Origin of the sequence: Limnospira fusiformis SAG 85.79 (assembly GCF_012516315.1) — a bacterium.
GTDB classification, from domain to species: domain Bacteria; phylum Cyanobacteriota; class Cyanobacteriia; order Cyanobacteriales; family Microcoleaceae; genus Limnospira; species Limnospira fusiformis.
This window is the reverse complement of the sequence record NZ_CP051185.1, coordinates 5,379,910-5,404,750: the sequence shown is the minus strand read 5'-3', so window position 1 is coordinate 5,404,750 and position 24,841 is coordinate 5,379,910. Positions and strand designations below refer to the sequence as shown.

Annotated in this window: 24 protein-coding genes; 19 read left to right on the top strand and 5 right to left on the bottom strand. The window is 46.2% G+C overall.

From position 1 onward, the window contains the following. The first annotated feature begins 45 nt into the window (after window positions 1–45). Entirely contained in the window at window positions 46–1,095 is a 1,050-nt protein-coding gene (locus tag HFV01_RS25250; RefSeq protein WP_006621999.1) for a mannose-1-phosphate guanylyltransferase, read from the top strand. A gap of 151 nt (window positions 1,096–1,246) precedes the next feature. Beyond that, a complete protein-coding gene (locus HFV01_RS25245; RefSeq protein WP_006621998.1) occupies window positions 1,247–2,212 on the top strand; it encodes an aldo/keto reductase in 966 nt (321 codons plus the stop codon). 258 nt (window positions 2,213–2,470) lie between these two features. Here the strand turns inward: HFV01_RS25245 and HFV01_RS25240 are convergent, their stop codons facing one another. Further along, window positions 2,471–2,689 (bottom strand): hypothetical protein, encoded by a 219-nt coding sequence (locus tag HFV01_RS25240; protein ID WP_006621997.1) that lies wholly within the window; start codon window positions 2,687–2,689, stop codon window positions 2,471–2,473. A 296-nt stretch (window positions 2,690–2,985) separates the two neighbouring features. Beyond that, window positions 2,986–3,108 carry a hypothetical protein gene (locus HFV01_RS31290; RefSeq protein ID WP_318286317.1) on the bottom strand — a complete coding sequence of 41 codons (123 nt, stop codon included), beginning with the start codon at window positions 3,106–3,108 and terminating at the stop codon, window positions 2,986–2,988. A 369-nt stretch (window positions 3,109–3,477) separates the two neighbouring features. Here HFV01_RS31290 and ltrA point away from each other — a divergent pair, with 369 nt between their 5' ends. Next, window positions 3,478–5,289: a group II intron reverse transcriptase/maturase gene (gene ltrA / locus HFV01_RS25235; protein ID WP_193520493.1), complete on the top strand. Its 1,812-nt coding sequence runs from the start codon at window positions 3,478–3,480 to the stop codon at window positions 5,287–5,289. Between the two features lie 191 nt (window positions 5,290–5,480). After that, window positions 5,481–6,797, top strand: a complete 1,317-nt coding sequence (locus HFV01_RS25230) for a hydrogenase (RefSeq protein ID WP_235720296.1) — start codon at window positions 5,481–5,483, stop codon at window positions 6,795–6,797. A gap of 10 nt (window positions 6,798–6,807) precedes the next feature. Here HFV01_RS25230 and cobS read toward each other — a convergent pair whose 3' ends face one another. After that, window positions 6,808–7,608, bottom strand: a complete 801-nt coding sequence (gene cobS / locus HFV01_RS25225; RefSeq protein ID WP_006621995.1) for an adenosylcobinamide-GDP ribazoletransferase — start codon at window positions 7,606–7,608, stop codon at window positions 6,808–6,810. A gap of 511 nt (window positions 7,609–8,119) precedes the next feature. On the opposite strand from cobS, the gene HFV01_RS25220 reads away from it, so the two are divergent. The 5 genes from HFV01_RS25220 to HFV01_RS25200 all read left to right on the top strand — a co-directional run bounded on the left by HFV01_RS25220 (window position 8,120) and on the right by HFV01_RS25200 (window position 12,564). Further along, on the top strand, window positions 8,120–8,569 hold the full coding sequence (locus HFV01_RS25220; protein ID WP_006621994.1) for a hypothetical protein: 450 nt from the start codon (window positions 8,120–8,122) through the stop codon (window positions 8,567–8,569). A 45-nt stretch (window positions 8,570–8,614) separates the two neighbouring features. Continuing rightward, entirely contained in the window at window positions 8,615–9,727 is a 1,113-nt protein-coding gene (gene tgt, locus HFV01_RS25215; protein WP_006670746.1) for a tRNA guanosine(34) transglycosylase Tgt, read from the top strand. A 101-nt stretch (window positions 9,728–9,828) separates the two neighbouring features. After that, a complete protein-coding gene (locus HFV01_RS25210) occupies window positions 9,829–9,966 on the top strand; it encodes a photosystem II reaction center protein K (protein WP_006617292.1) in 138 nt (45 codons plus the stop codon). Window positions 9,967–10,154: 188 nt separating this feature from the next. Next, the gene (locus HFV01_RS25205) at window positions 10,155–10,952 is read left to right on the top strand and encodes a tetratricopeptide repeat protein (protein WP_006621992.1); all 798 of its coding nucleotides are present in this window, start codon (window positions 10,155–10,157) and stop codon (window positions 10,950–10,952) included. 367 nt (window positions 10,953–11,319) lie between these two features. Next, window positions 11,320–12,564, top strand: coding sequence for a Sll1247 family protein (locus HFV01_RS25200; RefSeq protein ID WP_193521308.1), 1,245 nt, complete (start codon window positions 11,320–11,322; stop codon window positions 12,562–12,564). Window positions 12,565–12,630: 66 nt separating this feature from the next. On the opposite strand, the gene cysK is transcribed toward HFV01_RS25200, so the two are convergent. Beyond that, on the bottom strand, window positions 12,631–13,599 hold the full coding sequence (gene cysK, locus HFV01_RS25195) for a cysteine synthase A (protein WP_006621989.1): 969 nt from the start codon (window positions 13,597–13,599) through the stop codon (window positions 12,631–12,633). A 281-nt stretch (window positions 13,600–13,880) separates the two neighbouring features. Here cysK and rnc point away from each other — a divergent pair, with 281 nt between their 5' ends. Then, window positions 13,881–14,621 carry a ribonuclease III gene (rnc, locus tag HFV01_RS25190; protein ID WP_006621988.1) on the top strand — a complete coding sequence of 247 codons (741 nt, stop codon included), beginning with the start codon at window positions 13,881–13,883 and terminating at the stop codon, window positions 14,619–14,621. Next, window positions 14,614–15,693 carry a Gfo/Idh/MocA family protein gene (locus tag HFV01_RS25185; protein WP_006621987.1) on the top strand — a complete coding sequence of 360 codons (1,080 nt, stop codon included), beginning with the start codon at window positions 14,614–14,616 and terminating at the stop codon, window positions 15,691–15,693. Before rnc ends, HFV01_RS25185 begins: the two co-directional genes overlap by 8 nt. A 55-nt stretch (window positions 15,694–15,748) precedes the next feature. Here HFV01_RS25185 and psbA read toward each other — a convergent pair whose 3' ends face one another. Further along, a complete protein-coding gene (gene psbA / locus HFV01_RS25180; RefSeq protein ID WP_048894885.1) occupies window positions 15,749–16,828 on the bottom strand; it encodes a photosystem II q(b) protein in 1,080 nt (359 codons plus the stop codon). 263 nt (window positions 16,829–17,091) lie between these two features. On the opposite strand from psbA, the gene HFV01_RS25175 reads away from it, so the two are divergent. The 8 genes from HFV01_RS25175 (at window position 17,092) to HFV01_RS25140 (ending at window position 24,761) form a co-directional block, all read left to right on the top strand. Next, window positions 17,092–17,874 carry a Uma2 family endonuclease gene (locus HFV01_RS25175; protein ID WP_193520492.1) on the top strand — a complete coding sequence of 261 codons (783 nt, stop codon included), beginning with the start codon at window positions 17,092–17,094 and terminating at the stop codon, window positions 17,872–17,874. 149 nt (window positions 17,875–18,023) lie between these two features. After that, complete coding sequence (locus tag HFV01_RS25170) at window positions 18,024–18,911, top strand: Uma2 family endonuclease (protein WP_108615110.1); 888 nt, start codon at window positions 18,024–18,026, stop codon at window positions 18,909–18,911. Window positions 18,912–19,060: 149 nt separating this feature from the next. Continuing rightward, window positions 19,061–19,969 (top strand): Uma2 family endonuclease, encoded by a 909-nt coding sequence (locus tag HFV01_RS25165; protein WP_193520491.1) that lies wholly within the window; start codon window positions 19,061–19,063, stop codon window positions 19,967–19,969. Window positions 19,970–20,121: 152 nt separating this feature from the next. Then, window positions 20,122–20,862: a Uma2 family endonuclease gene (locus HFV01_RS25160; RefSeq protein ID WP_193520490.1), complete on the top strand. Its 741-nt coding sequence runs from the start codon at window positions 20,122–20,124 to the stop codon at window positions 20,860–20,862. Window positions 20,863–21,011: 149 nt separating this feature from the next. Further along, window positions 21,012–21,773 carry a Uma2 family endonuclease gene (locus tag HFV01_RS25155; protein ID WP_108615108.1) on the top strand — a complete coding sequence of 254 codons (762 nt, stop codon included), beginning with the start codon at window positions 21,012–21,014 and terminating at the stop codon, window positions 21,771–21,773. Window positions 21,774–21,922: 149 nt separating this feature from the next. Then, window positions 21,923–22,684, top strand: a complete 762-nt coding sequence (locus HFV01_RS25150; protein ID WP_193520489.1) for a Uma2 family endonuclease — start codon at window positions 21,923–21,925, stop codon at window positions 22,682–22,684. 149 nt (window positions 22,685–22,833) lie between these two features. Continuing rightward, window positions 22,834–23,679: a Uma2 family endonuclease gene (locus HFV01_RS25145; RefSeq protein ID WP_193520488.1), complete on the top strand. Its 846-nt coding sequence runs from the start codon at window positions 22,834–22,836 to the stop codon at window positions 23,677–23,679. A gap of 152 nt (window positions 23,680–23,831) precedes the next feature. Then, window positions 23,832–24,761, top strand: coding sequence for a Uma2 family endonuclease (locus HFV01_RS25140; protein WP_193520487.1), 930 nt, complete (start codon window positions 23,832–23,834; stop codon window positions 24,759–24,761). Window positions 24,762–24,841: the final 80 nt, after the last annotated feature.

Genomic DNA, 24,841 nt, shown 5'->3' with positions numbered 1-24,841 from the left:
TAATCTTGAACATGAAGTCAACTGAAGCTCAAAACTTTAAATCGCATGATACCCGTTATTCTCGCAGGTGGTAAAGGTGAGAGGTTCTGGCCTCTGAGTCGTCGTATCCGACCCAAACAATTTCTCAGTTTAGACGGTACTGGTCAAAGTTTATTACAAAGCACAGCAGAACGCTTGCTACCCTTGAGTAAAGGTGGTCCGGGTTTGTGGGTGATTACCTCCGCACTCCTAGAAAATGGAGTTCAGCAACAGTTACCCGATATCCCACCCGCAAATATTTTAGCCGAACCCCAAGGACGAGATACCGCCCCCGCCGTCGCCTGGACCGTCATTGAAGTTGTCCGTCGCTATGGGGAAGATACCGTGATTGGCTTTTTCCCGGCTGATCATTGGATTGGAAAACCGGATATTTTCCACGAGGCGATTAAATCAGCGGAAAATTTAGCTATCAGTCAGGATCTAATTGTCACCCTGGGGTTACAACCTCAATATCCGGCTACAGGTTACGGTTACATTGAACAGGGCGAAAAAATTGGCACTTTTGGCGATTTCACTGCTTATCAGGTAGCCCAGTTTACGGAAAAACCTGATCAAGAAAGGGCTGATCAATTTTTGGCTACTGGTCGGTTTAGTTGGAATGCGGGAATTTTTATATTTAGGGCTGGGGTGGTTCTTCAGGAATTACGCGCCTATGTCCCCGATTTGATTACCGCCCTGGAAGCTGAAGGAGCCAAGGCTTATGCTAACATTGAAAAAATCAGCATTGACTATGCACTGATGGAAAAAACCCAGAAAGCCTGTGTTTTACCAGTCTCTTTTGGCTGGGATGACCTGGGAGATTGGAATTCCTTAGAACGTCTTTTACCGAAACAAAATGGCAATGTGGCATTAGTCCGTCACTTGGGACTCGATACCCAAGATTCTATTCTGTATGGGAGTGATGAAAATGAGGTGATTATTACTATTGGGGTTCAGGATTTGGTGGTTGTTCGCGATGGTAATGTGACTTTGATTGTTGATAAGAACCGCACCCAGGATATTAAAAAGGTCTTGCCTCAGTTGGAGGATGATCCTGATTTGAGAGAACTTTTATAGGGAGGGCTGGCTACTTATCTGGTAGGGTGCATCTATCTTTGAGATGACAAAGGATCAATCTTGAGTAGCCATTGCTATAAGGCGATCGCTTTCTTTGGTACTATTACGGTTGATTGTTCAAGTAAAATAGCTAAAACAGCCTAGGGGAAAAATGAAAACACGAAAACTTGGTAAATCGGACATTGAAATCACCCCGATTATTTTAGGGACTTGGCAAGCTGATAAACGTTGGTGGAAAGGTATTGAAAAAGCCGACTTAATCCAGGCTATGCAGCAGGCGGTTGACCTGGGAATTACTACCATTGACACTGCGGAAATCTATGGTGATGGTATCTCGGAACAACTGATAGCTGAGGCGTTGTCAGATAGACGCGATCGCCTAATTTATGCCAGCAAGGTATTTGCGACCCATTTACAATATGACCAGGTAATTGAAGCGTGCGATCGCTCCTTAAAAAATCTGGAGACCGACTATATAGACCTGTATCAAATCCACTGGCCAACGGGTTCGTTTAATACAGAAATTGTGCCGATTTCCGAAACCATGGCCGCCCTAAATTTGCTCAAACAACAGGGGAAAATTAGAGCCATTGGAGTCTCAAACTTCTCCAAAACTCAACTCGAAGAAGCCAGCCAATATGGGGCTATAGATAGTATACAGCCTCCCTATTCTCTATTTTGGCGAGATGTGGAACGGGAAACCATGGCTTATTGTGTAGAACAGAAAATCTCAATTCTCGCTTATTCTTCCCTAGCCCAGGGACTTCTGACCGGAAAATTCGGAGTTAATCATCAGTTTGATCCAGAAGATCATCGACTCAAAAATAAACTCATCCAAAACCCAGAACATTATAGCCGGGTTCAACAAGCAATTAATCAGTTACGCCCCATAGCAGCAGACAAACGCTGTACGGTAGCACAATTAGCACTTGCATGGCTAATTTGTCAACCCCAAACTAACGCGATTGTCGGGGCTCGTAATAGCAGCCAGGTTGAGCAAAATGTGCAAACTATCGACATTCAACTTTCCCCAGAAGAGGTCAGCCAAATAGACCAAATTGGGCGTATAGTTACGGATCATCTGCAAAACGAATATCCAATTTTATGGAAGTTTTGAAAAATGGCGATCGCTCAAGCAGATAGTGGCAAAGGGTAAATTTTCAGGGTTTCAAGAAAGAAAATGGCAGTTAGTTAACTAACGCAAAACTTACATGGTGACAGCCAAAATAATCCGTTCATTACGGGGCTACATGAACTTGAAAAGGGCAGCATCAATGGAGACTAAGGCAAGTGTTTAACTTAGCTAAATAGTACAGTCACTAAGTTATCGAGTCACTGTTGATTCAATGAATTGGGAAATTGGCTAAGACTGCCTCTAGTTAAGAGAAGCAGCCATAGACTGAGATGAAAAAATTTCGCGAGATTCTTGTCGTACCTGTCCACTCATGGCGGCTACTTGCAAGTTAGCAAAAGCATTGAGTTCAATAGCATCATATTGAGAATTTTGGAGAATGTACCGGAGTTGATTTTCAGCTTCCAAGGTTAAATAACCAGTGGCGATCGCTTGTTGGACTACATCTTGAATACACAGCATAGTGAAATTACGGAGTTGTAATGGGTTTAAACTATATTTAGTATCCCTCTTTGTCAAGATAAAGGCAGTGATTCTGATATAGTGTTACCTGTGGTGCGAGACGTTCAGGCATGAAATAAGGCTGCAATGCCAAAATAACCGCCTGATGGGGACTTCAACCCCTTGGATGAATATAAGGAGCGCACTCCTGACCATCCCTATAACTGTTTATATGTCCCAACGTTTGGTATAGAAATATACAAAACAAGGCAGGGAACTCAAGGTCAAAACGCTAAATTGGAAATCTTAATGATTTCTTAACAATTGCGTTGAGAGTAACGGCGATAGCCACCCCCAGTTTTGGGAATCACAACCCCAGGATTGAAGCGGGGAACGGAAGGCGTGAAGTAGAACCTACTACCAGATGCGACCACTGCCAACCATCCATGACTAAGGAAATCTGAATGTTCCGACTTGAACCATCGTCAACACTAAGTAGCGAAATAGGTTGACACGCTGCGCTCAAAAGAGCATAGGGAAAAGTAGGAGGCTCTCAAGACTACCTACACAGACCTTTAAAAGTACCCCGGTGGATAGGACAAGTCTAAAGATGGAATGCCCATATAAACGGAACGTTGTAAACCCTTTTAGGCTCTGATTATCTGGTCGAGATAGTCAGCAGTGAAAGTGTAAGCGCAAGCCTATTAGGGGGTGAGATGTGACCAGAAGCCAACGCCCAACTGTAATGGTAGGGATATGCTAACGGGTCACGGTTTGATTGTAAAGAATAGAGTCTAGTAGGAGTTACTATGACGAAAGCGAGTTTAAAGAAAGGTTTTGAGAAATCAAAACCAATCAAGACTACGAATGTATGGAAACAAATTCCCTGGGCGAAAGTTCAGAGGAAAGTTTTTAAGCTCCAAAAGAGGATATTTCAAGCAGCTAAATCGGGACAGGACGCAAAAGCGAGAAGGTTGCAACGTCTATTGTGCAAATCATATTATGCCCGTCTACTAGCAGTACGGCGAGTGACCCAAGATAATCAAGGCAAGAAAACGGCTGGAGTCGATGGAATGAGAGCAATCTCACCAAGGCAAAGGTTTAAACTTGCTGAGAACATTAAAGGAAATCTCAAAGTAAAACCACTGCGAAGGGTGTGGATTCCAAAACCTGGTAGGGATGAAAAACGCCCTCTAGGAATACCCACAATCCAAGATAGAGCGAGGCAAGCCTTGGTTAAGTCGGCTCTCGAACCTAAATGGGAATCGAGATTTGAAGACACTAGCTACGGGTTTAGACCAGGCAGGTCTGCCCATGATGCAATATCCAGAATCTTTCAGAGTATCAACAAAGGAGGTTATTACGTTCTGGATGCAGATATAGCTAAATGTTTTGACCGAATAAACCATGATTACCTTCTGTCCAAAATTCATTGTCCAAGCAGTCTAAAAAGAGACCTGAAATCATGGCTCAAAGCAGGCGTGCTAGATAACGGTGTATTCGAGGATACAGAAGCAGGGACACCCCAAGGAGGGGTAATAAGTCCACTCCTAGCCAACATCGCACTGGATGGGATGGTTAGGCTCATAAAAACAATGTATCCAAATAAAGGAACAACCTTTCAGGTAAACCTCATAAGATACGCCGATGATTTTGTGGTCATATCCAAAGACCTAAAAATCATTGAACAGTGTAAGACTGCAATATCCGAATGGTTAAAACCTATAGGACTAGAAATTAAACCCGAAAAGACTCGAATTTGCCATACACTCAATCCTATTGAGTATAACGGCAAAACAGAAGAACCAGGATTTGATTTTCTAGGATTCAATATCAGGCAATATCCAATAGGAAAATATAAATCTGGAAAAAGTGGGGGAAGAAGAAAAGGAGGCTTCCTATTTAACAAAACCCCACATAAAATGTTGGGTCTCAAAACCCACATCAAACCCAGTAAAAAAGCAGTTAAAGCCCATACAGAAGCGATAAAAGGTGTAATCAAACAACATAAAACAGCACCTCAATCAGCTCTGATTAGCAAACTAAACCCAATCATAAAGGGATGGTCAAATTACTATTCAGGGGTCGTCTCATCAGAGACCTTCGGCAAACTAGACCACATAGTCTGGCAAATGCTACGGGCATGGACAACATCAAGATGCGGAAAGGCAAGTCACGAAAAGCTAGGAAACTACTTCCACAAAGGAACGGTTAAACTTAGCAACGGGAAAGAAAGACATGAAAATTGGTTATTCAAGACTAAGGATGGATACCAATTATGGAAACATAATTGGACTCCGATTGTCAGACACACCCTAATACGCCCTGACGCAACACCATACGACGGAAATTGGACTTACTGGGCAACCAGGAAAGGACAAGCAATCGAAACGTCAAACAGGGTAGCAAAACTACTCAAAAAGCAAAAGGGTAGGTGTACCTGGTGTGGACAGTATTTCGCACCATCGGATTTAGTTGAAGTAGACCACATTATACCTCGAAGCCAAGGTGGAAAGGATGAATATAAGAATCTTCAACTATTACACCGCCACTGTCACGATGATAAAACGGCGTTAGACAACGCCAATGCTGTATCCTTAACAATGGAACAGTCAGACTAGGAGCCGGATGAGGTGAAAGTCTCACGTCCGGTTTTGAATGGGAGGGGATGGAGGCGACTCCATTCTCGACCCCTACTATTTGCGGCTGATCAGCATCTGATCTAAATCTCCACTGACTAGGTGAGCCAGATCACGGGTATCCATGATTATAGGTCTAGTTGTATGTACAGGGTTGAGTTTTCCCCAACCTCTTGCCTGCCTGGATCGCCATAATTTATGATGAGCCGAGGGATGATCTGATCAGTAATGGAGGGGAAATGATGGCAACAGACGACCTACAACAACATCTAAACAGTTTAGGCGATCGCTACCCTAAACTAGGACAGGCATTAGAACAAGCAGCAAAAGCCCTGAAAGACTCAGGCACTCCCATCAGTGAGCAGTTACTGCAAGGGTTGATTAACTATAACCGTGATTTCGCCAATTTCCAACAAAAACTACAAAACCGGGGACAAACCACCGCCGTAGTCGCGAGATCCCTGGTAGATTTACAGCAGTTATACCAAAAAGTAGCCCCAGCTACAGATGAGGGAGCCATTCCTCAGCAGGTTTTATCCTTGCTAGAGCAAATTCTCCGGCTGACCCACAGCGAACAGAAAGACTTTGCACCCCTACAACAAGCCCACAAACAAGCCCAACAACTCAAACAGCACATTTCCCAAGCTGATCTGAAATCAGACCCACAGCTAAAAGCATTGGTGACCGGACAGCACCCCCTCAACATTCTACTAAACTTGGTGAATAGCGGAGACCAACTCAATGATGAACAGTGGGCAAAATCGGCAGAAATTCTCGACAATACTTTTGGTAAATCTTTGGGGGTAGCTATTTCCAGAGGAAAAATTGTCAGTCAGTCGGGGGGGTCAACTACGACTCAACCGCCATTGAATGTGACAGCAGTTGAACGTCCCACGGCTAACCCAGATATTGTCATCCTAGAAGAACCTACCACCACGAAGGCCCCCAGTGATGTGATTATTGTTCCCAGTGTGGAAATTAACCCGCAACCTTTAACTATTGATGGCCAAAATATTGTGTTCGGCAATACTGCCATTGTCGGTCAGCCTACGGGGAAACCGGAAGTTAAACCGGGAACTGTGGGGCTGCGTGTGAGAGTGCATTTACAGGGATTAGGCGATCGCGATTTTGGCGGCGGGGAATATGCTGGAACTAAGGGTCAAGGTCGCCGCTTGGAGGCTTTCCAAATGGCGATTAATCCTCCCATTCCCGGTTTGGATATACAATACATGGCTCATATTGCTCAAGTTGGTGATAGTCCCACAGCCTCCAACGGTCAAATGGTGGGAGAACCGGGACAAAATCGCCAAATAGAAGGGTTTGCGATTAAGCTGGCTGGACCAGAAGCCCCGAAATATGATGTTTTCTATAATGCCCATATTCAAAATAAGGGAGATGTTCCGGTTTGTAGTAATGGTCAATATTGTGGTACTCGTGGGCAATCTTTACGAGTTGAGGGGATAAAAGTTTGGGTAGAACCCAAAAAATAATCCCCCTTGGTCATTCTCCCTCTAGGGCTACCAGTAAACATAATAATAGGGCTTCTGTCCACTCAACTACAGCCCCATAGGTGTCTCCGGTATGCCCACCTAAACGGTAGTTTAACCAGGTTCCGGTCAGAATAGCGATCGCACTTCCCCCAAGCAGTAAACCCACAGCCACCAGCCAGCGTCCGGGTTCTAACCAAATCTGTAACCCACTCAACCCGGAAAGTAGCACAACCCCAGGGAGTAAATCTAACGGCGAATAGGTTAAATCTTTGTGAAATGCTCCCTTTCCTTGTGCCTTCAGATAAGGATAACGAGCGATCGCTACTAACTGTCCCCAGCGTCCCCAAGCAGCCACCCCCATCAAAATTAACCAGCGTGTGCGGTCTAAATCAGCGAGGGCGGCGGTTTTCAGCAGTAAAATAGCTACGGCGGCGATCGCCCCAAAAGCTCCCGTCAAACTATCAGCCATCACCTCTAAGCGTCGCTGGGGGTCACCCGCAGCCAACCCATCAGCAGTATCCATCGCCCCATCTAAATGCAGTCCCCCAGTAATCCCAATCCAACCTACCACCACCAAAGCCGAGCGCGTTAAGACCGGACAGCCTAGCAACTGCAAACCCATGTCAGCCAGCCCTAACAATCCCCCAATCATTAACCCCATTACCGGGGCGAGTCTAGCAATTCCCCGAAACTCTAACGTCCAAGACGGAGGAATAGGTAAGCAGGTATAGAAAGCCACAGCAGCAGCTAAAGCCGCTCGTAGCTGTACCATATACCTAATCAGCGATCGCCAGACTGTCTCAAAACTCATAAAACTTAAACTTCAATTTTGCCATAGCTCTATAATATTTCTTAGGTTGTGCCACAATTGAGATCAAACCTGTTGGGGTCTAAACATATACTCTAATACCGCCAAGATAGTTCATCCTGGCTATGGAAAGTCAAAAGTCAAGAAACATCAAGAAAATCTGATCAGATCGACTTTCACAGTCCTACCTTTGCTACAATTGTGTATAAAGTTAGATATCCAACACCGACAGGCTGAAATATAATCTCAGCTACCGGGTTATGGGTAGATTTTTGAGAAGAATGCAAGTGGCGAGACAATAGAAGTAGTAAAATTACTCTGTTTTTCTCAAAACTTGCTTCGTTAAGCCTTATACGGTCAAAGGTTCAGGCAAAAAATCTGTCATACCTAGGGTGCTAAATTGTCCTAAACTCTCTGCGTGAAACTGACCTTATAACTATCGGCTTAACTAGGTAAAGGTGCCAGGTGGCGATTTTGGTTTAGGAGAAACTATAAAACTAGAGGCTTTTGCTCTATGAGTTACGATCAATTAAATTGCAGGGTGTCTGCTCCATGTATTATCGATACCGGAATCGTTGTTAACAAGCGCGATATGCAGAAGTTGCTGGTTGACCTCGGTCGGGTTCGTTATATACATATCCAAGACAACCAGGTAAAAAGCCAAGGCGAAGGTCAGATCCTGGAAGTGTTTGCGGATCAACAGCAGGCTACTCTCATTGCTAACCATGCTTTGTATTTGAATGTTTACAGTTTTGATTATCTGGAACTGAAACAATCCTCCGATAATGAAACCTATTTCGACTTAGTGCAAGATGGGCGACTACTGCGATTAGTTCCTATGTCTAATCCTTTAGAAGACCAGGCGACCAGGAACTTACAAGCCGCCGCCTTTGATGCAGTCATGGATCAAGTCCTATCAAATAACTGGGATACCCCCATTGATGATGATGATTGCCCCTTTTAATTGTCATCAATTGATCTGATTTTCTCAGTTTTGTAGTTAGACTTCATGCCCCAATCATTTTCGTTTCAAATACAGACTCGCTGCACTCACACTCACGCGAGGGCAGGAGTTTTTGTCACTCCCCATGGTATCGTGGAAACCCCCCGATTTATGCCAGTGGGAACCTTGGCTAATGTCAAAACTTTGACCCCGGCTCAACTCCTGGATACGGGCGCTCAAATGGTGCTATCCAATACCTATCATTTGCACCTACAACCAGGGGAGAAAATTGTGGCGGCGGCGGGGGGAATACATAAGTTTATGGGCTGGAATGGTCCGATATTGACCGATTCAGGCGGTTTTCAGGTTTTTAGTCTCAGTGAAATGCGGACGGTGACAGAAGCAGGAGTACGGTTTCGATCGCCTCACGATGGGGCAATTATTGAATTGTCCCCAGAACGCTCCATTGAGATACAAAATCAATTGGGGGCTGATGTGATTATGGCCTTTGATGAGTGTCCCCCTTATCCAGCTTCTAGGGAAGATGTGGTCGCAGCCACCGCGCGCACTGTTAGATGGCTAGAACGCTGCATAGCTGCTCATGACCGACCAGAGGCAGCCCTGTTTGGTATCGTACAAGGAGGAGTTTACCCAGATTTACGGGTGGCAGCAGCTAAAAAATTAGTAGAATTTGATTTGCCAGGTTATGCCATTGGAGGGGTGAGTGTCGGTGAACCTACCGATTTAATGGAAATGGTGGTTCGCGTCACTACCCCCATTTTGCCAGACCATAAGCCTAGATATTTGATGGGGATAGGAACTTACCGGGAAATGGCACAGGCGATCGCATCTGGTATAGATTTATTTGATTGTGTCATTCCTACCCGTTTGGCTCGCCATGGGGCGGCTTTGGTGGCCGGAGAACGCTGGAATTTGAAAAATGCCCAATTTAGAGAGGACTTTCGCCCCCTCGACCCATCTTGTCCTTGTTACACTTGCCAAAATTTTAGCCGCGCCTATATTAGTCATCTGGTACGCGCTAAGGAACTTTTAGCCTATACTCTCCTGAGTATTCATAATGTTACTGAACTGATTAGGTTTACTACCCGTATCCGAGACGCGATTTTGGGCGATCGCTTTACTGACGAGTTCGCACAATATTTGCAAGTTCAATCCTAACCCTAGCCCGATAAACTGACAAATCATCGCTAAAATGAGAATTGTCGCAAAGATTTGTTAAAATTCTGTAAGCCATATTTTAGTAAGAGGTTAATTGATTCATGGAAGCAGCACTGCTATTGGCAAAATTGCCAGAAGCCTACTCGATTTTTAGCCCCGTTGTTGATATTTTGCCCGTTATTCCCGTCTTTTTCCTGCTGTTGGCTTTTGTGTGGCAAGCTGCTGTCGGTTTCCGATAAGCCCAAACCAGCTCAGGCTATCGGTTCTATAGTGAGGCGTGAAATCCCACAGCCTAGCGTGCCGATAGCCCCTAGTAACTTAATCAGTCCGTATCCGCTACAATATTAAGCGCCAACTTCACTGGACTTATGCCATCATGTTGCTAGCTTGAGATGGTCTTAATCAGGATTTCAGAAATAAAGTTCTTATGCCTACTAATGCGATCGCCCTGTGCAAGTCTGTTGTTGTATTGACAACTATAGTTTTAACTCAGGCAGTTCCCCCCTCTGTGGTAGCCCGGTCTTCTCAAGAGGTTGTTAGTCAAATCACTGCTACAGAGTTTTTTGAGCGCGGTGTAGCACGCTACCAACGGGGAGATAAACAAGGGGCGATCGCTGATTTTACCCAAGCTATTCGCCTCAACCGTAACCATGCCCTCGCTTACTATAACCGGGGAGTGGTAAGGTTTAGGATCGGCAATAACTTGACTGAGGCGATCGCTGATTTTACCCAAGCTATCCGCATTAATCCTGAATATGTTGATGCCTACTATAATCGTGCCATTGCCCGTGTCAAAGTTCAACAATACTGGCCGGCTATTGATGATGTTACCCAGGTGATCAGCCTCGACCCCTCTCATGATCGGGCTTTCTACCTGCGGGGATTAATTTATTCCGAAAATCTTAAAGATTATCAAACCGGGATTAATGATTTTACTGAGGCGATCCGCCTTAACCCCAGAAACCCAGCACCCTATTTTAAGCGCGGGAATGCTCGCTATCGCATTGGCGATCGTGAAAGGGCTATTGATGACTATAACAAAGCTATTGATATCAACCCATCAGACCCGGAACCTTATTATAACCGAGCCATCAGTCGCTACCAAATTGGCGATCGCCAAGGCGCTATCTTTGACCTACAGAAGTCCGCAGACCTATATCTGGATTTGGGTAATTTCGAGAAATACCAAAAGGCGATCGATACCTTAGAAAAATTTGAGAATTAATTCCCGTTAGCACACACCTTTACCGAATCTTTACAAACTTCCGGCAAATTTTACCAAAGTTTTATAGACTTGGTGTTATGTTTTGCCTAGAATGTGGGTAGACGGGTGTTAGATACTTAACCTTAGTGTCTGTCTGACTCCTGTACCACAGGACAGACATAGAGACTAAACAAACTATCGCATCTATAATATAGCATTTTTCCCGGTTTCCTCTCGTCATGGGCTGGGTTTAGGGACATATTTTAAGGATTTGATCAGACCTATCAGTTTTGATCAGTTTTGATCGCGGCAGTCTCAAGGGTCAGTGTTTGCTGTGTTTGTTGGTAGGTAAAAATTAATTCTTGATGAGGATAGAGAAATTACCGTGATGAATTATGGGTTCACCCACTATCATCAGACGACCTTGGACGAGCAACTCCTGTACAACCACTTGCAAAAGTTGGTTGGGGTGTCATCCCCACAGGATATGCTTGCTTGTTTTCGTTGTCTGTTTTTGGGTGACCAGGAATATCAAGTCACGGAAGTTTGGGAAGCCTTGGAAAGAATTGTTGATTCCGAATCAGTCCGCGATCGCTTTCCGTTTATAATTAACCGCTGCTGCTATATTTTGGTTAACCAATGGCAGAAGCAGTCCCGTCTACAGTGGGCTATTCCAGAACTGATTGATCTACTTCTCATAGAACCGACTACTTTACCCTCTTCCTGGACCGCTCATCGTTTGCGTAGATTACTCTACAAATTTGTGCAAACTGACGAATATCGCGCACTACGTCGGCTCGCTAATGCTTTTAAAGATAGCACCAAACCCGAACCAGATTGTCAACCCAAGCTAGAAAATTTGATTGTTCGTTATCCCTATCTGTACGAACATTGTTTTTTGACCGATCATAGTGAAATTGATCAACGTCAGCAAATTCGGAAAATGCAGGAGGCGGCGGGACGTAAATTCGATCGCGACTTGTATCAATACATTACTTATCAACAAAAAACTACCATCCAGGAATTGGGCGTAAATCCTCCCCATAATCCTACCCTATTGAGCGATCGTAAACTTAGCCAAGCTATTGACCACTTTACCGGACAAGTAGATGGGGGATACACCTATAATGAGTCCTCTCAACTATTTCTGAAACAGAGTAGTAAGGCTAGTTCATATCATGCTTTTAAAGGGGAGCTATATGAGTATTTGACAAACTCTATGGATGGTAAATATGCTAACCGTTACTTTAAAAGGCGGCTGGAGCAAACCCTAAAAGACACCCTATCCCACAATGATTCTGTTATGGTCAACAGTAGTCTAGTTGCCGGAACCTGTAAAAGACTATTCGATTTTTTGGTAGTTGAAAGCGCCCAAAAACCTCAGCATTTTGTCTTAGTTGACCTCACCAATAACCTTGGTATCACTAGGGTGATGGGTTTAATGCTAAAAATTGTTCTGGTATCTCGGCAAACCAAACGAGAACTAGCAAAACGATTCGCTCTGTTATTTACGCATTATGGCAATTTTGAACGACCCCAAGTTGTTTGGCTGGTTGAGTCCCTGGAAAATCTAAATATTGCTTTTAGCACTCATTTCGGATCATCCGCTATGCGATCGCTCAAGATTTCCTAGACCAGAATGGGGAGGGAGAATCAATCATAATCAACCCTCCCCCCAACCAACAATATAGCCCTTTGATTAATTATTAATTAGCAGGGTTTGTTGTTCCTCATGTAAATCTTGGAATAGCGGGGTACTGAGGTAACGTTCGCCGTAACTCGGTTGAATCATCACAATTAACTTATCTCGATTTTCTGGTCTTTGAGCCACTTTAATCGCCGCACACAAAGCCGCACCCGAGGAAATCCCAGATAGTAACCCCTCTTCCCTCGCTAGACGGCGACTATAGCTAAAGGCTTCGTCATCACTAACTGTAATTACCTCATCAATTAGGGCTACTTTCAGCACCTCTGGGACAAATCCTGCACCAATACCCTGAATTTTGTGGGGTCCAGGTTCACCACCAGAAAGAACCGGACTGTTAGTGGGTTCAACTGCGATCGCTTTTAATTGTGGTTTCCGTTGTTTAAGCACATCCGCCGCCCCCGTGATTGTACCACCGGTTCCCACTCCCGCGATTAAAATATCAACCCGTCCATCCGTATCATGCCAAATTTCTTCAGCCGTAGTGCGGCGGTGAACCTCTGGATTAGCCAAATTGTTAAACTGCTGTAACATATAGGTATTGGGAACCGTATCGACCAGTTCATAGGCGCGCTGAATCGCTCCTTTCATCCCTTTGGAACCGGGGGTTAATTCTAATTTAGCTCCATAGGCGCGGAGCATAGAACGCCGTTCTAAACTCATGCTATCAGGCATCGTTAAAATTAACTCATAGCCTTTCGCCGCCGCTGTCATAGCCAACGCAATGCCAGTATTTCCTGATGTCGGTTCAACTAGGGTAGTCTTACCTGGAGCGATCAAGCCTTCGAGTTCCGCAACTTCGATCATATATGCTCCAATGCGATCTTTAACTGAGGCTGTCGGGTTCATCCCTTCGAGTTTAACCACAATTTGAGCTAAACAGCCTTCAGCTTGAGGAATTCGATTCAGTTGTACCAAAGGGGTACGACCAATCAATTCTGTGATGTTGTGAGCAATACGCATGGTGATCTCAATAACTACAGTTAACCTCAATTCTATAGTGATTTGGGCAGAGAAAAGTCAACCGTGAACCTGACCAGTGTGGACAGCAGAAATTGTCAAACTCTCAATATATATGCTAAAATAAGGGGCTTTTTGCTGATACTTCCCCATAATTGAATGCCCACATATCTGCGGCAATTTAATCATAATTAACCTAGTATATCCTCGATATATTATGTTATAATTATGGTTAAATCCACAGATGGTAGATACCATAAAAGTTAAATTTGAGGTCATTAAAGTTGCAAAAGTTTAACCGAGTTAGTCATCCACAAAGACAAAATCAGTTAGAAAAGTTAATTGAACGCTTGGGATTATCTACTCAACAGAAGATTGCATGGCAATTACTTGATTTGGCACTAACTCATCCCAGTGTTTCCACTCAGGATAATTATGAACAACTGGAATTTGTTGGTGATTCCGTGGTGCGTCTGGTGGCTTCAGAACTTTTGTTAGAAACCTATCCTAATGCACCCGTGGGAGAGTTTGCGGCGGTGCGATCTATTTTGGTGAGCGATCGCATTCTGGCGGAAATTTCTAATAGCTATGGTTTGGGAAGATATTTGCTCGTGGGAGGAAGTGCTACCCGCGATCGCCTGGGAGAAGAATCTCGTTTAGCAGATTGTTTTGAGGCTGTTTTGGCTGCACTTTATCTCAGTACCAATACCCTAGAGTTAATTCGTCCTTGGTTAGATCAGCACCTGCTAGAGCGAGCTACTGATATTTTTAATGATCCGGCTCGCCAAAATTATAAGGCTGCTCTCCAAGAATGGACTCAAAGTTGCTATAAAATTTTGCCCCAATATAAAGTTAATGAAACAGGTTATGCTGGTGATGAAGCGCGGTTTACCGCTTCCGTGTGGCTGAGGGGAGAACAATTAGGTACAGGAACAGGTAGAACTATTAAGGCTGCTGAACAGGCGGCGGCTCGTGTGGCTTTTTTATCAGTAGCCAAAAATGGAGGACAAACAGATAATGAATGACCCGATTAAAATAGCAGTTCTCGGTACAGGACGCTGGGGTGTCCACTTGCTCCGAAACTTTCAAAATCATTCTGGGTTTGAGTTAATAGCAGTAGCTGATAGTAATTCCGAACAGTTAAAAGCTGTGGGAGAACGATTTACACTCAACCCTGAACAAATGTTTGAGCATGGGTTGGCGGCTCTGGAAGTTCCGGGACTACAAGCTGTGGCGATCGCTACTCCCGCCTGCACTCATTATGACTTAATTTCAGTCGCGCTACAACGTGGCTATCATGTCTTAGCCGAAAAACCTTTAACCATAAACCCCGCTAAATCTTGGGAACTTTGGGAACTGGCTCAACAGCAAAATCGACAATTATTTGTCGATCATACCTATCTATTCCATCCAGTAGTTAACCAGGGTAAACAAGTCCTTGCTCAAGGTGTCTTAGGTCAACTACGCTACGGCTATGCTACCCGCACTCACCTAGAACCTGTCCGACAAGATGTTGATGCTCTTTGGGATTTAGCGATTCATGATATTGCTATCTTTAATACCTGGTTGGGTCAAAAACCTGTAGCCGTACAAGCCACCGGAACTGTCTGGCTACAAGGCGATCGTCTTTTGCAAACCGAGGATAATTCCCCAGCCTTTCCCGATAGTAAACCAGGTTTATCTGATTTAGTAGTAGCTACCCTCACTTACCCCGATAACTTTCGAGTTTTCCTACATCTATGCTGGTTAAATCCTGACAAACAGCGCCGTTTAGCAGTCGTCGGAAGCCAAGGAACATTGATTTTTGATGAATTATCCTCCGAGTCTCCTTTAACTCTACAACGCGGCTATTTAGAGCCTGTCAATGGTGGCTGGAAAGGAGCAGGTCAAAGTCGGGAAGTTTTACAGGTCGAACCTGGGGAACCTTTAAAACAAGTATGCGATCGCTTTTTTCAATGTGTTAAAGCCAATCAACCCTGTCCAATTTCTTCCGGTAAAATCGGAGCCGAATTAGTCGATATTCTGTGGGGTTTAAGTCAATCTCTACAAACAGGAGGACTCCCTCACCCCGTCCGTGATAATTCCTCAGAGACTTAAACAAACAAAAAGCGCCCCCCGACTGGGAGGCGCTCTATTTAATTCAAGCTATCAATTAGCCGATTTGAGGTGCAACCAAAGCTACAGGCTCAGACTCAGCAGAAGCTAAATCTAAGGGGAAGTTGTGAGCGTTGCGCTCGTGCATTACTTCCATACCCAGGTTAGCGCGGTTGATGACATCAGCCCAGGTGTTAACTACCCGACCGCTGGAGTCCATTACGGACTGGTTGAAGTTGAAACCGTTCAGGTTGAAGGCCATGGTGGATACACCTAAAGCGGTGAACCAGATGCCGATTACCGGCCAAGCACCCAAGAAGAAGTGCAAGGAACGGCTGTTGTTGAAAGAAGCATATTGGAAGATCAGGCGACCGAAGTAACCGTGAGCTGCCACAATGTTGTAAGTTTCTTCTTCTTGACCGAATTTGTAACCGTAGTTTTGAGATTCGATTTCGGTGGTTTCACGCACCAAGGAAGAAGTTACCAAAGAACCGTGCATCGCGGAGAACAGAGCACCACCGAATACACCAGCAACTCCCAACATATGGAAGGGGTGCATCAGGATGTTGTGTTCTGCTTGGAACACCAACATGAAGTTGAAAGTTCCGGAGATACCCAGAGGCATACCGTCGGAGAAAGAACCTTGTCCGATGGGGTAGATCAAGAATACTGCACTAGCAGCGGCAACAGGTGCGCTGTAAGCCACGCAGATCCAAGGACGCATTCCCAAGCGGTAGGACAGTTCCCACTCACGACCCATGTAGCAAAATACACCGACCAGGAAGTGGAAAATTACCAACTGGTAAGGGCCACCGTTGTAGAGCCACTCATCCAAGCTGGCTGCTTCCCAAATGGGATAGAAGTGCAGACCGATCGCATTGGAAGAAGGAACAACCGCACCAGAGATGATGTTGTTGCCGTACAACAGAGAACCAGCTACGGGTTCGCGGATACCGTCAATGTCCACGGGAGGAGCAGCGATAAAAGCGATGATGTAGCAGATGGTAGCAGTTAGTAGGGTAGGGATCATCAGAACACCGAACCAGCCTACATAAAGGCGGTTGTTGGTGGATGTTACCCAGCTACAAAAGCGTTCCCAAGCGTTGGCGCTTTCGCGCTGCTGAATGGTAGTAGTCATGTTGGATATGATTGCTGTATTGAATTTTCGAGGTACTTATCCGGCAGTTGTTTTTCTACCGTGTCTATAATATGACACACTCTGTTAAGGTTTGTAAAGGGGTTGAGCCACATTTATTTTAATGGCTGTCATAAGTAGAGCTTATCATGAATTCAACCATAATCGAGTCGAACCCTGAGAGAGCCTGTGGTTCCAGGCGACTATCGGCGGCTTGGGATATAATCATCAGCAACTGAGAAACACGAGAGACGGGGGAACCGCAAATGTCAGTTGAACTCACTGCCAATACTAGCCCCGAAACTGCTACCGAAACGGAATGGGAACCCCCCATGCCGCCAACAGATTTGATTTTTGATGATGGAGAGCCTTTGGAAAGTAACCGTCACCGCATTGCTATGAACGTCCTGATTAGGTCATTGCAACAGGCTTGGAGTGCGCGCCATGATTTCTATACAGGCGGGAATATGTTTATTTACTATAGCAGCGAACAAGCTAGGAACCGAGATTTTCGCGGGCCAGATTTCTTTGCTGTGTTAGATGTAGATGGCACTAAAGAACGACAGGGTTGGGTAGTATGGCAGGAAGGGGGTCGCTACCCAGATGTCATTGTGGAGCTAATGTCTCCCAGTACCGCCAGAGTAGATAAAGGAAAGAAAAAGGAGCTGTATCAGCAGATATTCCGAACCCCAGATTACTTTGTATTTGACCCGTTTGAAGCCAACGCCTTTCAAGGATGGCATTTGCATAGTTCGGGAGGTTATCAGCTTTTAGAGCCGAATGAGCGAGGTTGGCTTTGGTGTGAAAGTTTAGGCTTTTGGCTGGGAACTTGGTCGGGAACTATAGACCGTGAGGAGGCAATTTGGCTGCGGTTTTATGATACCGAAGGTAATTTGGTGTTGTTACCGGAAGAGGCCGAACGTCAAAAAGCCGAAGCCGCCGAACAACGAGCCGAATCCGCCGAACAACGAGCCGAATCCGCCGAACAACGAGCCGAACGTCTGGCGCAACGGTTGCGCGCGCTGGGTTTAGATCCAGAGGAACTATAAAAGAAGCGATCGCACAACATCCACTTTCTAGGTAATTTACCCAACGCCTTCCCAGTGGGAGAATGTCTGTGGGAGCCAGTCCCAAAATCGGGAAAGTTGGGGATATAATCATCAGCAACTGAGAAATACGAGAGACGGGGGAACCGAAAATGTCAGTTGAACTCACTGCCAATACTAGCCCCGAAACTGCTACCGAAACGGAATGGGAACCCCCCATGCCGCCAACAGATTTGATTTTTGATGATGGAGAGCCTTTGGAAAGTAACCGTCACCGCATTGCTATGAACGTCCTGATTAGGTCATTGCAACAGGCTTGGAGCGAGCGCCATGATTTCTATACAGGCGGGAATATGTTTATTTACTATAGCAGCGAACAAGCTAGGAACCGAGATTTTCGTGGCCCTGATTTCTTTGCGGTTTTAGATGTAGATGGCACCAAAGAACGACAGGGTTGGGTAGTATGGCAGGAAGGGGGTCGCTACCCAGATGTCATTGTGGAGCTAATGTCTCCCAGTACCGCCAGAGTAGATAAAGGAAAGAAAAAGGAGCTGTATCAGCAGATATTCCGAACCCCAGATTACTTTGTATTTGACCCGTTTGAAGCCAACGCCTTTCAAGGATGGCATTTGCAGAGTTCGGGAGGTTATCAGCTTTTAGAGGCGAATGAGCGAGGTTGGCTGTGGTGTGAAACCTTGGGCTTTTGGCTGGGAACTTGGTCAGGAACTATAGACCGTGAGGAAGCAATTTGGCTGCGGTTTTATGATACCGAAGGTAATTTAGTCCTGTTACCAGAAGAAGCGGAACGCCAAAAAGCTGAAGCCGAACGCCAAAAAGCTGAAGCGGAACGCCAAAAAGCTGAAGCCGAACGTCAAAAAGCCGAAGCTGAACGCCAAAAAGCCGAAGCTGAACGGCAAAAGGCGGAATCCGCCGAACAACGAGCCGAATCCGCCGAACAACGAGCCGAATCCGCCGAACAACGGGCAGAACGTCTGGCGGAAAGGTTGCGCGCGCTGGGTTTAGATCCAGAGGAACTATAAAAGAGGCGATCGCACAACATCCACTTTCTAGGTAATTTACCCAACGCCTTCCCAGTGGGAGAATGTCTGTGGGAGCCAGTCCCAAAATCGGGAAAGTTGGGGATATAATCATCAGCAACTGAGAAATACGAGAGACGGGGGAACCGAAAATGTCAGTTGAACTCACTGCCAATACTAGCCCCGAAACTGCTACCGAAACGGAATGGGAACCCCCCATGCCGCCAACAGATTTGATTTTTGATGATGGAGAGCCTTTGGAAAGTAACCGTCACCGCATTGCTATGAACGTCCTGATTAGGTCATTGCAACAGGCTTGGAGCGAGCGCCATGATTTCTATACAGGCGGGAATATGTTTATTTACTATAGCAGCGAACAAGCTAGGAACCGAGATTTTCGCGGGCCAGATTTTTTTGCGGTGTTAGATGTAGATGGCACCAAAGAACGACAGGGTTGGGTAGTATGGCAGGAAGGGGGTCGCTACCCAGATGTCATTGTGGAGCTAATGTCTCCCAGTACCGCCAGAGTAGATAAAGGAAAGAAAAAGGAGCTGTATCAGCGGACTTTTCGGACACCAGATTACTTTGTATTTGACCCGTTTGAAGCCAACGCCTTTCAAGGATGGCATTTGCAGAGTTCGGAAGGTTATCAGCTTTTAGAGGCGAATGAGCGAGGTTGGCTGTGGTGTGAAACCTTGGGCTTTTGGCTAGGAACCTGGTCAGGAACTATAGACCGTGAGGAAGCAATTTGGCTGCGGTTTTATGATACGGAAGGTAATTTAGTCCTGTTACCAGAAGAAGCGGAACGCCAAAAAGCTGAAGCCGAACGCCAAAAAGCTGAAGCCGAACGCCAAAAAGCTGAAGCCGAACGTCAAAAAGCCGAAGCTGAACGCCAAAAAGCCGAACAAGCTCAACAGCTTGCTGAGGCAGAACGCCAAAAAGCGGAACAAGCTCAACAGCTTGCTGAGGCAGAACGCCAAAAGGCTGAGGCCGAACGCCAAAAAGCCGAACGTCTTGCTGAACGGTTGCGCGCGCTCGGTTTAGATCCAGAGGAACTATAAAAGAAGCGATCGCACAACAACATCTACTTTCTAGGTAATTTACCCAACGCCTTCCCAGTGGGAGAATGTCTGTGGGAGCCAGTCCCCAAATCGGGAAAGTTGGGGATATAATCATCAGCAACTGAGAAATACGAGAGACGGGGGAACCGAAAATGTCAGTTGAACTCACTGCCAATACTAGCCCCGAAACTGCTACCGAAACGGAATGGGAACCCCCCATGCCGCCAACAGATTTGATTTTTGATGATGGAGAGCCTTTGGAAAGTAACCGTCACCGCATTGCTATGAACGTCCTGATTAGGTCATTGCAACAGGCTTGGAGCGAGCGCCATGATTTCTATACAGGCGGGAATATGTTTATTTACTATAGCAGCGAACAAGCTAGGAACCGAGATTTTCGCGGGCCAGATTTTTTTGCGGTGTTAGATGTAGATGGCACCAAAGAACGACAGGGTTGGGTAGTATGGCAGGAAGGGGGTCGCTACCCAGATGTCATTGTGGAGCTAATGTCTCCCAGTACCGCCAGAGTAGATAAAGGAAAGAAAAAGGAGCTGTATCAGCGGACTTTTCGGACACCAGATTACTTTGTATTTGACCCGTTTGAAGCCAACGCCTTTCAAGGATGGCATTTGCAGAGTTCGGAAGGTTATCAGCTTTTAGAGGCGAATGAGCGAGGTTGGCTGTGGTGTGAAACCTTGGGCTTTTGGCTAGGAACCTGGTCAGGAACTATAGACCGTGAGGAAGCAATTTGGCTGCGGTTTTATGATACCGAAGGTAATTTAGTCCTGTTACCAGAAGAAGCTGAACGCCAAAAGGCGGAATCCGCCGAACAACGAGCAGAACGTCTGGCGGAAAGGTTGCGCGCGCTGGGTTTAGATCCAGAGGAACTATAAAAGAGGCGATCGCACAACATCCACTTTCTAGGTAATTTACCCAACGCCTTCCCAGTGGGAGAATGTCTGTGGGAGCCAGTCCCCAAATCGGGAAAGTTGGGGATATAATCATCAGCAACTGAGAAATACGAGAGACGGGGGAACCGAAAATGTCAGTTGAACTCACTGCCAATACTAGCCCCGAAACTGCTACCGAAACGGAATGGGAACCCCCCATGCCGCCAACAGATTTGATTTTTGATGATGGAGAGCCTTTGGAAAGTAACCGTCACCGCATTGCTATGAACGTCCTGATTAGGTCATTGCAACAGGCTTGGAGCGAGCGCCATGATTTCTATACAGGCGGGAATATGTTTATTTACTATAGCAGCGAACAAGCTAGGAACCGAGATTTTCGCGGGCCAGATTTTTTTGCGGTGTTAGATGTAGATGGCACCAAAGAACGACAGGGTTGGGTAGTATGGCAGGAAGGGGGTCGCTACCCAGATGTCATTGTGGAGTTGATGTCTCCCAGTACCGCCAGAATAGATAAAGGAAAGAAAAAGGATCTCTATCAGCAGATATTCCGGACCCCAGATTACTTTGTATTTGACCCGTTTGAAGCCAACGCCTTTCAAGGATGGCATTTGCATAGTTCGGGAGGTTATCAGCTTTTAGAGGCGAATGAGCGAGGTTGGCTGTGGTGTGAAACCTTGGGCTTTTGGCTGGGAACTTGGTCAGGAACTATAGACCGTGAGGAGGCAATTTGGCTGCGGTTTTATGATACCGAAGGTAATTTAGTCCTGTTACCAGAAGAAGCTGAACGCCAAAAGGCGGAATCCGCCGAACAACGAGCAGAATCCGCCGAACAACGAGCAGAACGTCTGGCGGAAAGGTTGCGCGCGCTGGGTTTAGATCCAGAGGAACTATAAAAGAGGCGATCGCACAACATCCACTTTCTAGGTAATTTACCCAACGCCTTCCCAGTGGGAGAATGTCTGTGGGAGCCAGTCCCCAAATCGGGAAAGTTGGGGATATAATCATCAGCAACTGAGAAATACGAGAGACGGGGGAACCGAAAATGTCAGTTGAACTCACTGCCAATACTAGCCCCGAAACTGCTACCGAAACGGAATGGGAACCCCCCATACCGCCAACAGATTTGATTTTTGATGATGGAGAGCCTTTGGAAAGTAACCGTCACCGCATTGCTATGAACGTCCTGATTAGGTCATTGCAACAGGCTTGGAGTGCGCGCCATGATTTCTATACAGGCGGGAATATGTTTATTTACTATAGCAGCGAACAAGCTAGGAACCGAGATTTTCGTGGCCCTGATTTCTTTGCGGTGTTAGATGTAGATGGCACCAAAGAACGACAGGGTTGGGTAGTATGGCAGGAAGGGGGTCGCTACCCAGATGTCATTGTGGAGTTGATGTCTCCCAGTACCGCCAGAATAGATAAAGGAAAGAAAAAGGAGCTGTATCAGCGGACTTTTCGGACACCAGATTACTTTGTATTTGACCCGTTTGAAGCCAACGCCTTTCAAGGATGGCATTTGCAGAGTTCGGGAGGTTATCAGCTTTTAGAGCCGAATGAGCGGGGTTGGCTGTGGTGTGAAACCTTGGGCTTTTGGCTGGGAACTTGGTCAGGAACTATAGACCGTGAGGAGGCAATTTGGCTGCGGTTTTATGATACCGAAGGTAATTTAGTCCTGTTACCAGAAGAAGCTGAACGCCAAAAGGCGGAATCCGCCGAACAACGAGCAGAATCCGCCGAACAACGAGCAGAACGTCTGGCGGAAAGGTTGCGCGCGCTGGGTTTAGATCCAGAGGAACTATAAAAGAGGCGATCGCACAACATCCACTTTCTAGGTAATTTACCCAACGCCTTCCCAGTGGGAGAATGTCTGTGGGAGCCAGTCCCAAAATCGGGAAAGTTGGGGATATAATCATCAGCAACTGAGAAATACGAGAGACGGGGGAACCGAAAATGTCAGTTGAACTCACTGCCAATACTAGCCCCGAAACTGCTACCGAAACGGAATGGGAACCCCCCATACCGCCAACAGATTTGATTTTTGATGATGGAGAGCCTTTGGAAAGTAACCGTCACCGCATTGCTATGAACGTCCTGATTAGGTCATTGCAACAGGCTTGGAGTGCGCGCCATGATTTCTATACAGGCGGGAATATGTTTATTTACTATAGCAGCGAACAAGCTAGGAACCGAGATTTTCGTGGCCCTGATTTCTTTGCGGTGTTAGATGTAGATGGCACCAAAGAACGACAGGGTTGGGTAGTATGGCAGGAAGGGGGTCGCTACCCAGATGTCATTGTGGAGTTGATGTCTCCCAGTACCGCCAGAATAGATAAAGGAAAGAAAAAGGAGCTGTATCAGCGGACTTTTCGGACACCAGATTACTTTGTATTTGACCCGTTTGAAGCCAACGCCTTTCAAGGATGGCATTTGCAGAGTTCGGGAGGTTATCAGCTTTTAGAGCCGAATGAGCGGGGTTGGCTTTGGTGTGAGACCTTGGGCTTTTGGCTAGGAACCTGGTCAGGAACTATAGACCGTGAGGAGGCAATTTGGCTGCGGTTTTATGATACCGAAGGTAATTTAGTCCTGTTACCAGAAGAAGCGGAACGCCAAAAAGCTGAAGCCGAACGCCAAAAAGCTGAAGCGGAACGCCAAAAAGCCGAAGCCGAACGCCAAAAAGCCGAAGCCGAACGCCAAAAGGCGGAATCCGCCGAACAACGAGCCCAATCCGCCGAACAACGAGCCGAACGTCTGGCGGAAAGGTTGCGCGCGCTGGGTTTAGATCCAGAGGAACTATAAAAGAGGCGATCGCACAACAACATCTACTTTCTAGGTAATTTACCCAACGCCTTCCCAGTGGGAGAATGTCTGTGGGAGCCAGTCCCCAAATCGGGAAAGTTGGGGATATAATCATCAGCAACTGAGAAATACGAGAGACGGGGGAACCGAAAATGTCAGTTGAACTCACTGCCAATACTAGCCCCGAAACTGCTACCGAAACGGAATGGGAACCCCCCATGCCGCCAACAGATTTGATTTTTGATGATGGAGAGCCTTTGGAAAGTAACCGTCACCGCATTGCTATGAACGTCCTGATTAGGTCATTGCAACAGGCTTGGAGCGAGCGCCATGATTTCTATACAGGCGGGAATATGTTTATTTACTATAGCAGCGAACAAGCTAGGAACCGAGATTTTCGCGGGCCAGATTTTTTTGCGGTGTTAGATGTAGATGGCACCAAAGAACGACAGGGTTGGGTAGTATGGCAGGAAGGGGGTCGCTACCCAGATGTCATTGTGGAGTTGATGTCTCCCAGTACCGCCAGAGTAGATAAAGGAAAGAAAAAGGAGCTGTATCAGCAGATATTCCGAACCCCAGATTACTTTGTATTTGACCCGTTTGAAGCCAACGCCTTTCAAGGATGGCATTTGCATAGTTCGGGAGGTTATCAGCTTTTAGAGCCGAATGAGCGGGGTTGGCTTTGGTGTGAGACCTTGGGCTTTTGGCTAGGAACCTGGTCAGGAACTATAGACCGTGAGGAAGCAATTTGGCTGCGGTTTTATGATACCGAAGGTAATTTAGTCCTGTTACCAGAAGAAGCGGAACGCCAAAAAGCTGAAGCCGAACGCCAAAAAGCTGAAGCGGAACGCCAAAAAGCTGAAGCCGAACGCCAAAAAGCTGAAGCGGAACGCCAAAAAGCTGAAGCCGAACGTCAAAAAGCCGAAGCTGAACGCCAAAAAGCCGAAGCTGAACGGCAAAAGGCGGAATCCGCCGAACAACGAGCGGAATCCGCCGAACAACGAGCCCAATCCGCCGAACAACGAGCCGAACGTCTGGCGCAACGGTTGCGCGCGCTGGGTTTAGATCCAGAGGAACTATAAAAGAAGCGATCGCACAACATCCACTTTCTAGGTAATTTACCCAACGCCTTCCCAGTGGGAGAATGTCTGTGGGAGCCAGT

What these genes read in the sequence shown, in the direction of transcription:
- HFV01_RS25155 (WP_108615108.1), top strand. Translation starts at nt 21,012, where the DNA reads ATGTCAGTTGAACTCACTGCCAATACTAGCCCCGAAACTGCTACCGAA.
- HFV01_RS25240 (WP_006621997.1), bottom strand. Translation starts at nt 2,689, where the DNA reads ATGCTGTGTATTCAAGATGTAGTCCAACAAGCGATCGCCACTGGTTAT.
- HFV01_RS25170 (WP_108615110.1), top strand. Translation starts at nt 18,024, where the DNA reads ATGTCAGTTGAACTCACTGCCAATACTAGCCCCGAAACTGCTACCGAA.
- tgt (WP_006670746.1), top strand. Translation starts at nt 8,615, where the DNA reads ATGCCCCAATCATTTTCGTTTCAAATACAGACTCGCTGCACTCACACT.
- HFV01_RS25160 (WP_193520490.1), top strand. Translation starts at nt 20,122, where the DNA reads ATGTCAGTTGAACTCACTGCCAATACTAGCCCCGAAACTGCTACCGAA.
- HFV01_RS25220 (WP_006621994.1), top strand. Translation starts at nt 8,120, where the DNA reads ATGAGTTACGATCAATTAAATTGCAGGGTGTCTGCTCCATGTATTATC.
- HFV01_RS25205 (WP_006621992.1), top strand. Translation starts at nt 10,155, where the DNA reads ATGCCTACTAATGCGATCGCCCTGTGCAAGTCTGTTGTTGTATTGACA.
- HFV01_RS25245 (WP_006621998.1), top strand. Translation starts at nt 1,247, where the DNA reads ATGAAAACACGAAAACTTGGTAAATCGGACATTGAAATCACCCCGATT.
- ltrA (WP_193520493.1), top strand. Translation starts at nt 3,478, where the DNA reads ATGACGAAAGCGAGTTTAAAGAAAGGTTTTGAGAAATCAAAACCAATC.
- cobS (WP_006621995.1), bottom strand. Translation starts at nt 7,608, where the DNA reads ATGAGTTTTGAGACAGTCTGGCGATCGCTGATTAGGTATATGGTACAG.
- HFV01_RS25165 (WP_193520491.1), top strand. Translation starts at nt 19,061, where the DNA reads ATGTCAGTTGAACTCACTGCCAATACTAGCCCCGAAACTGCTACCGAA.
- HFV01_RS25210 (WP_006617292.1), top strand. Translation starts at nt 9,829, where the DNA reads ATGGAAGCAGCACTGCTATTGGCAAAATTGCCAGAAGCCTACTCGATT.
- HFV01_RS25140 (WP_193520487.1), top strand. Translation starts at nt 23,832, where the DNA reads ATGTCAGTTGAACTCACTGCCAATACTAGCCCCGAAACTGCTACCGAA.
- HFV01_RS25145 (WP_193520488.1), top strand. Translation starts at nt 22,834, where the DNA reads ATGTCAGTTGAACTCACTGCCAATACTAGCCCCGAAACTGCTACCGAA.
- cysK (WP_006621989.1), bottom strand. Translation starts at nt 13,599, where the DNA reads ATGCGTATTGCTCACAACATCACAGAATTGATTGGTCGTACCCCTTTG.
- HFV01_RS25175 (WP_193520492.1), top strand. Translation starts at nt 17,092, where the DNA reads ATGTCAGTTGAACTCACTGCCAATACTAGCCCCGAAACTGCTACCGAA.
- HFV01_RS25150 (WP_193520489.1), top strand. Translation starts at nt 21,923, where the DNA reads ATGTCAGTTGAACTCACTGCCAATACTAGCCCCGAAACTGCTACCGAA.
- HFV01_RS25185 (WP_006621987.1), top strand. Translation starts at nt 14,614, where the DNA reads ATGAATGACCCGATTAAAATAGCAGTTCTCGGTACAGGACGCTGGGGT.
- HFV01_RS25200 (WP_193521308.1), top strand. Translation starts at nt 11,320, where the DNA reads ATGAATTATGGGTTCACCCACTATCATCAGACGACCTTGGACGAGCAA.
- HFV01_RS25250 (WP_006621999.1), top strand. Translation starts at nt 46, where the DNA reads ATGATACCCGTTATTCTCGCAGGTGGTAAAGGTGAGAGGTTCTGGCCT.
- psbA (WP_048894885.1), bottom strand. Translation starts at nt 16,828, where the DNA reads ATGACTACTACCATTCAGCAGCGCGAAAGCGCCAACGCTTGGGAACGC.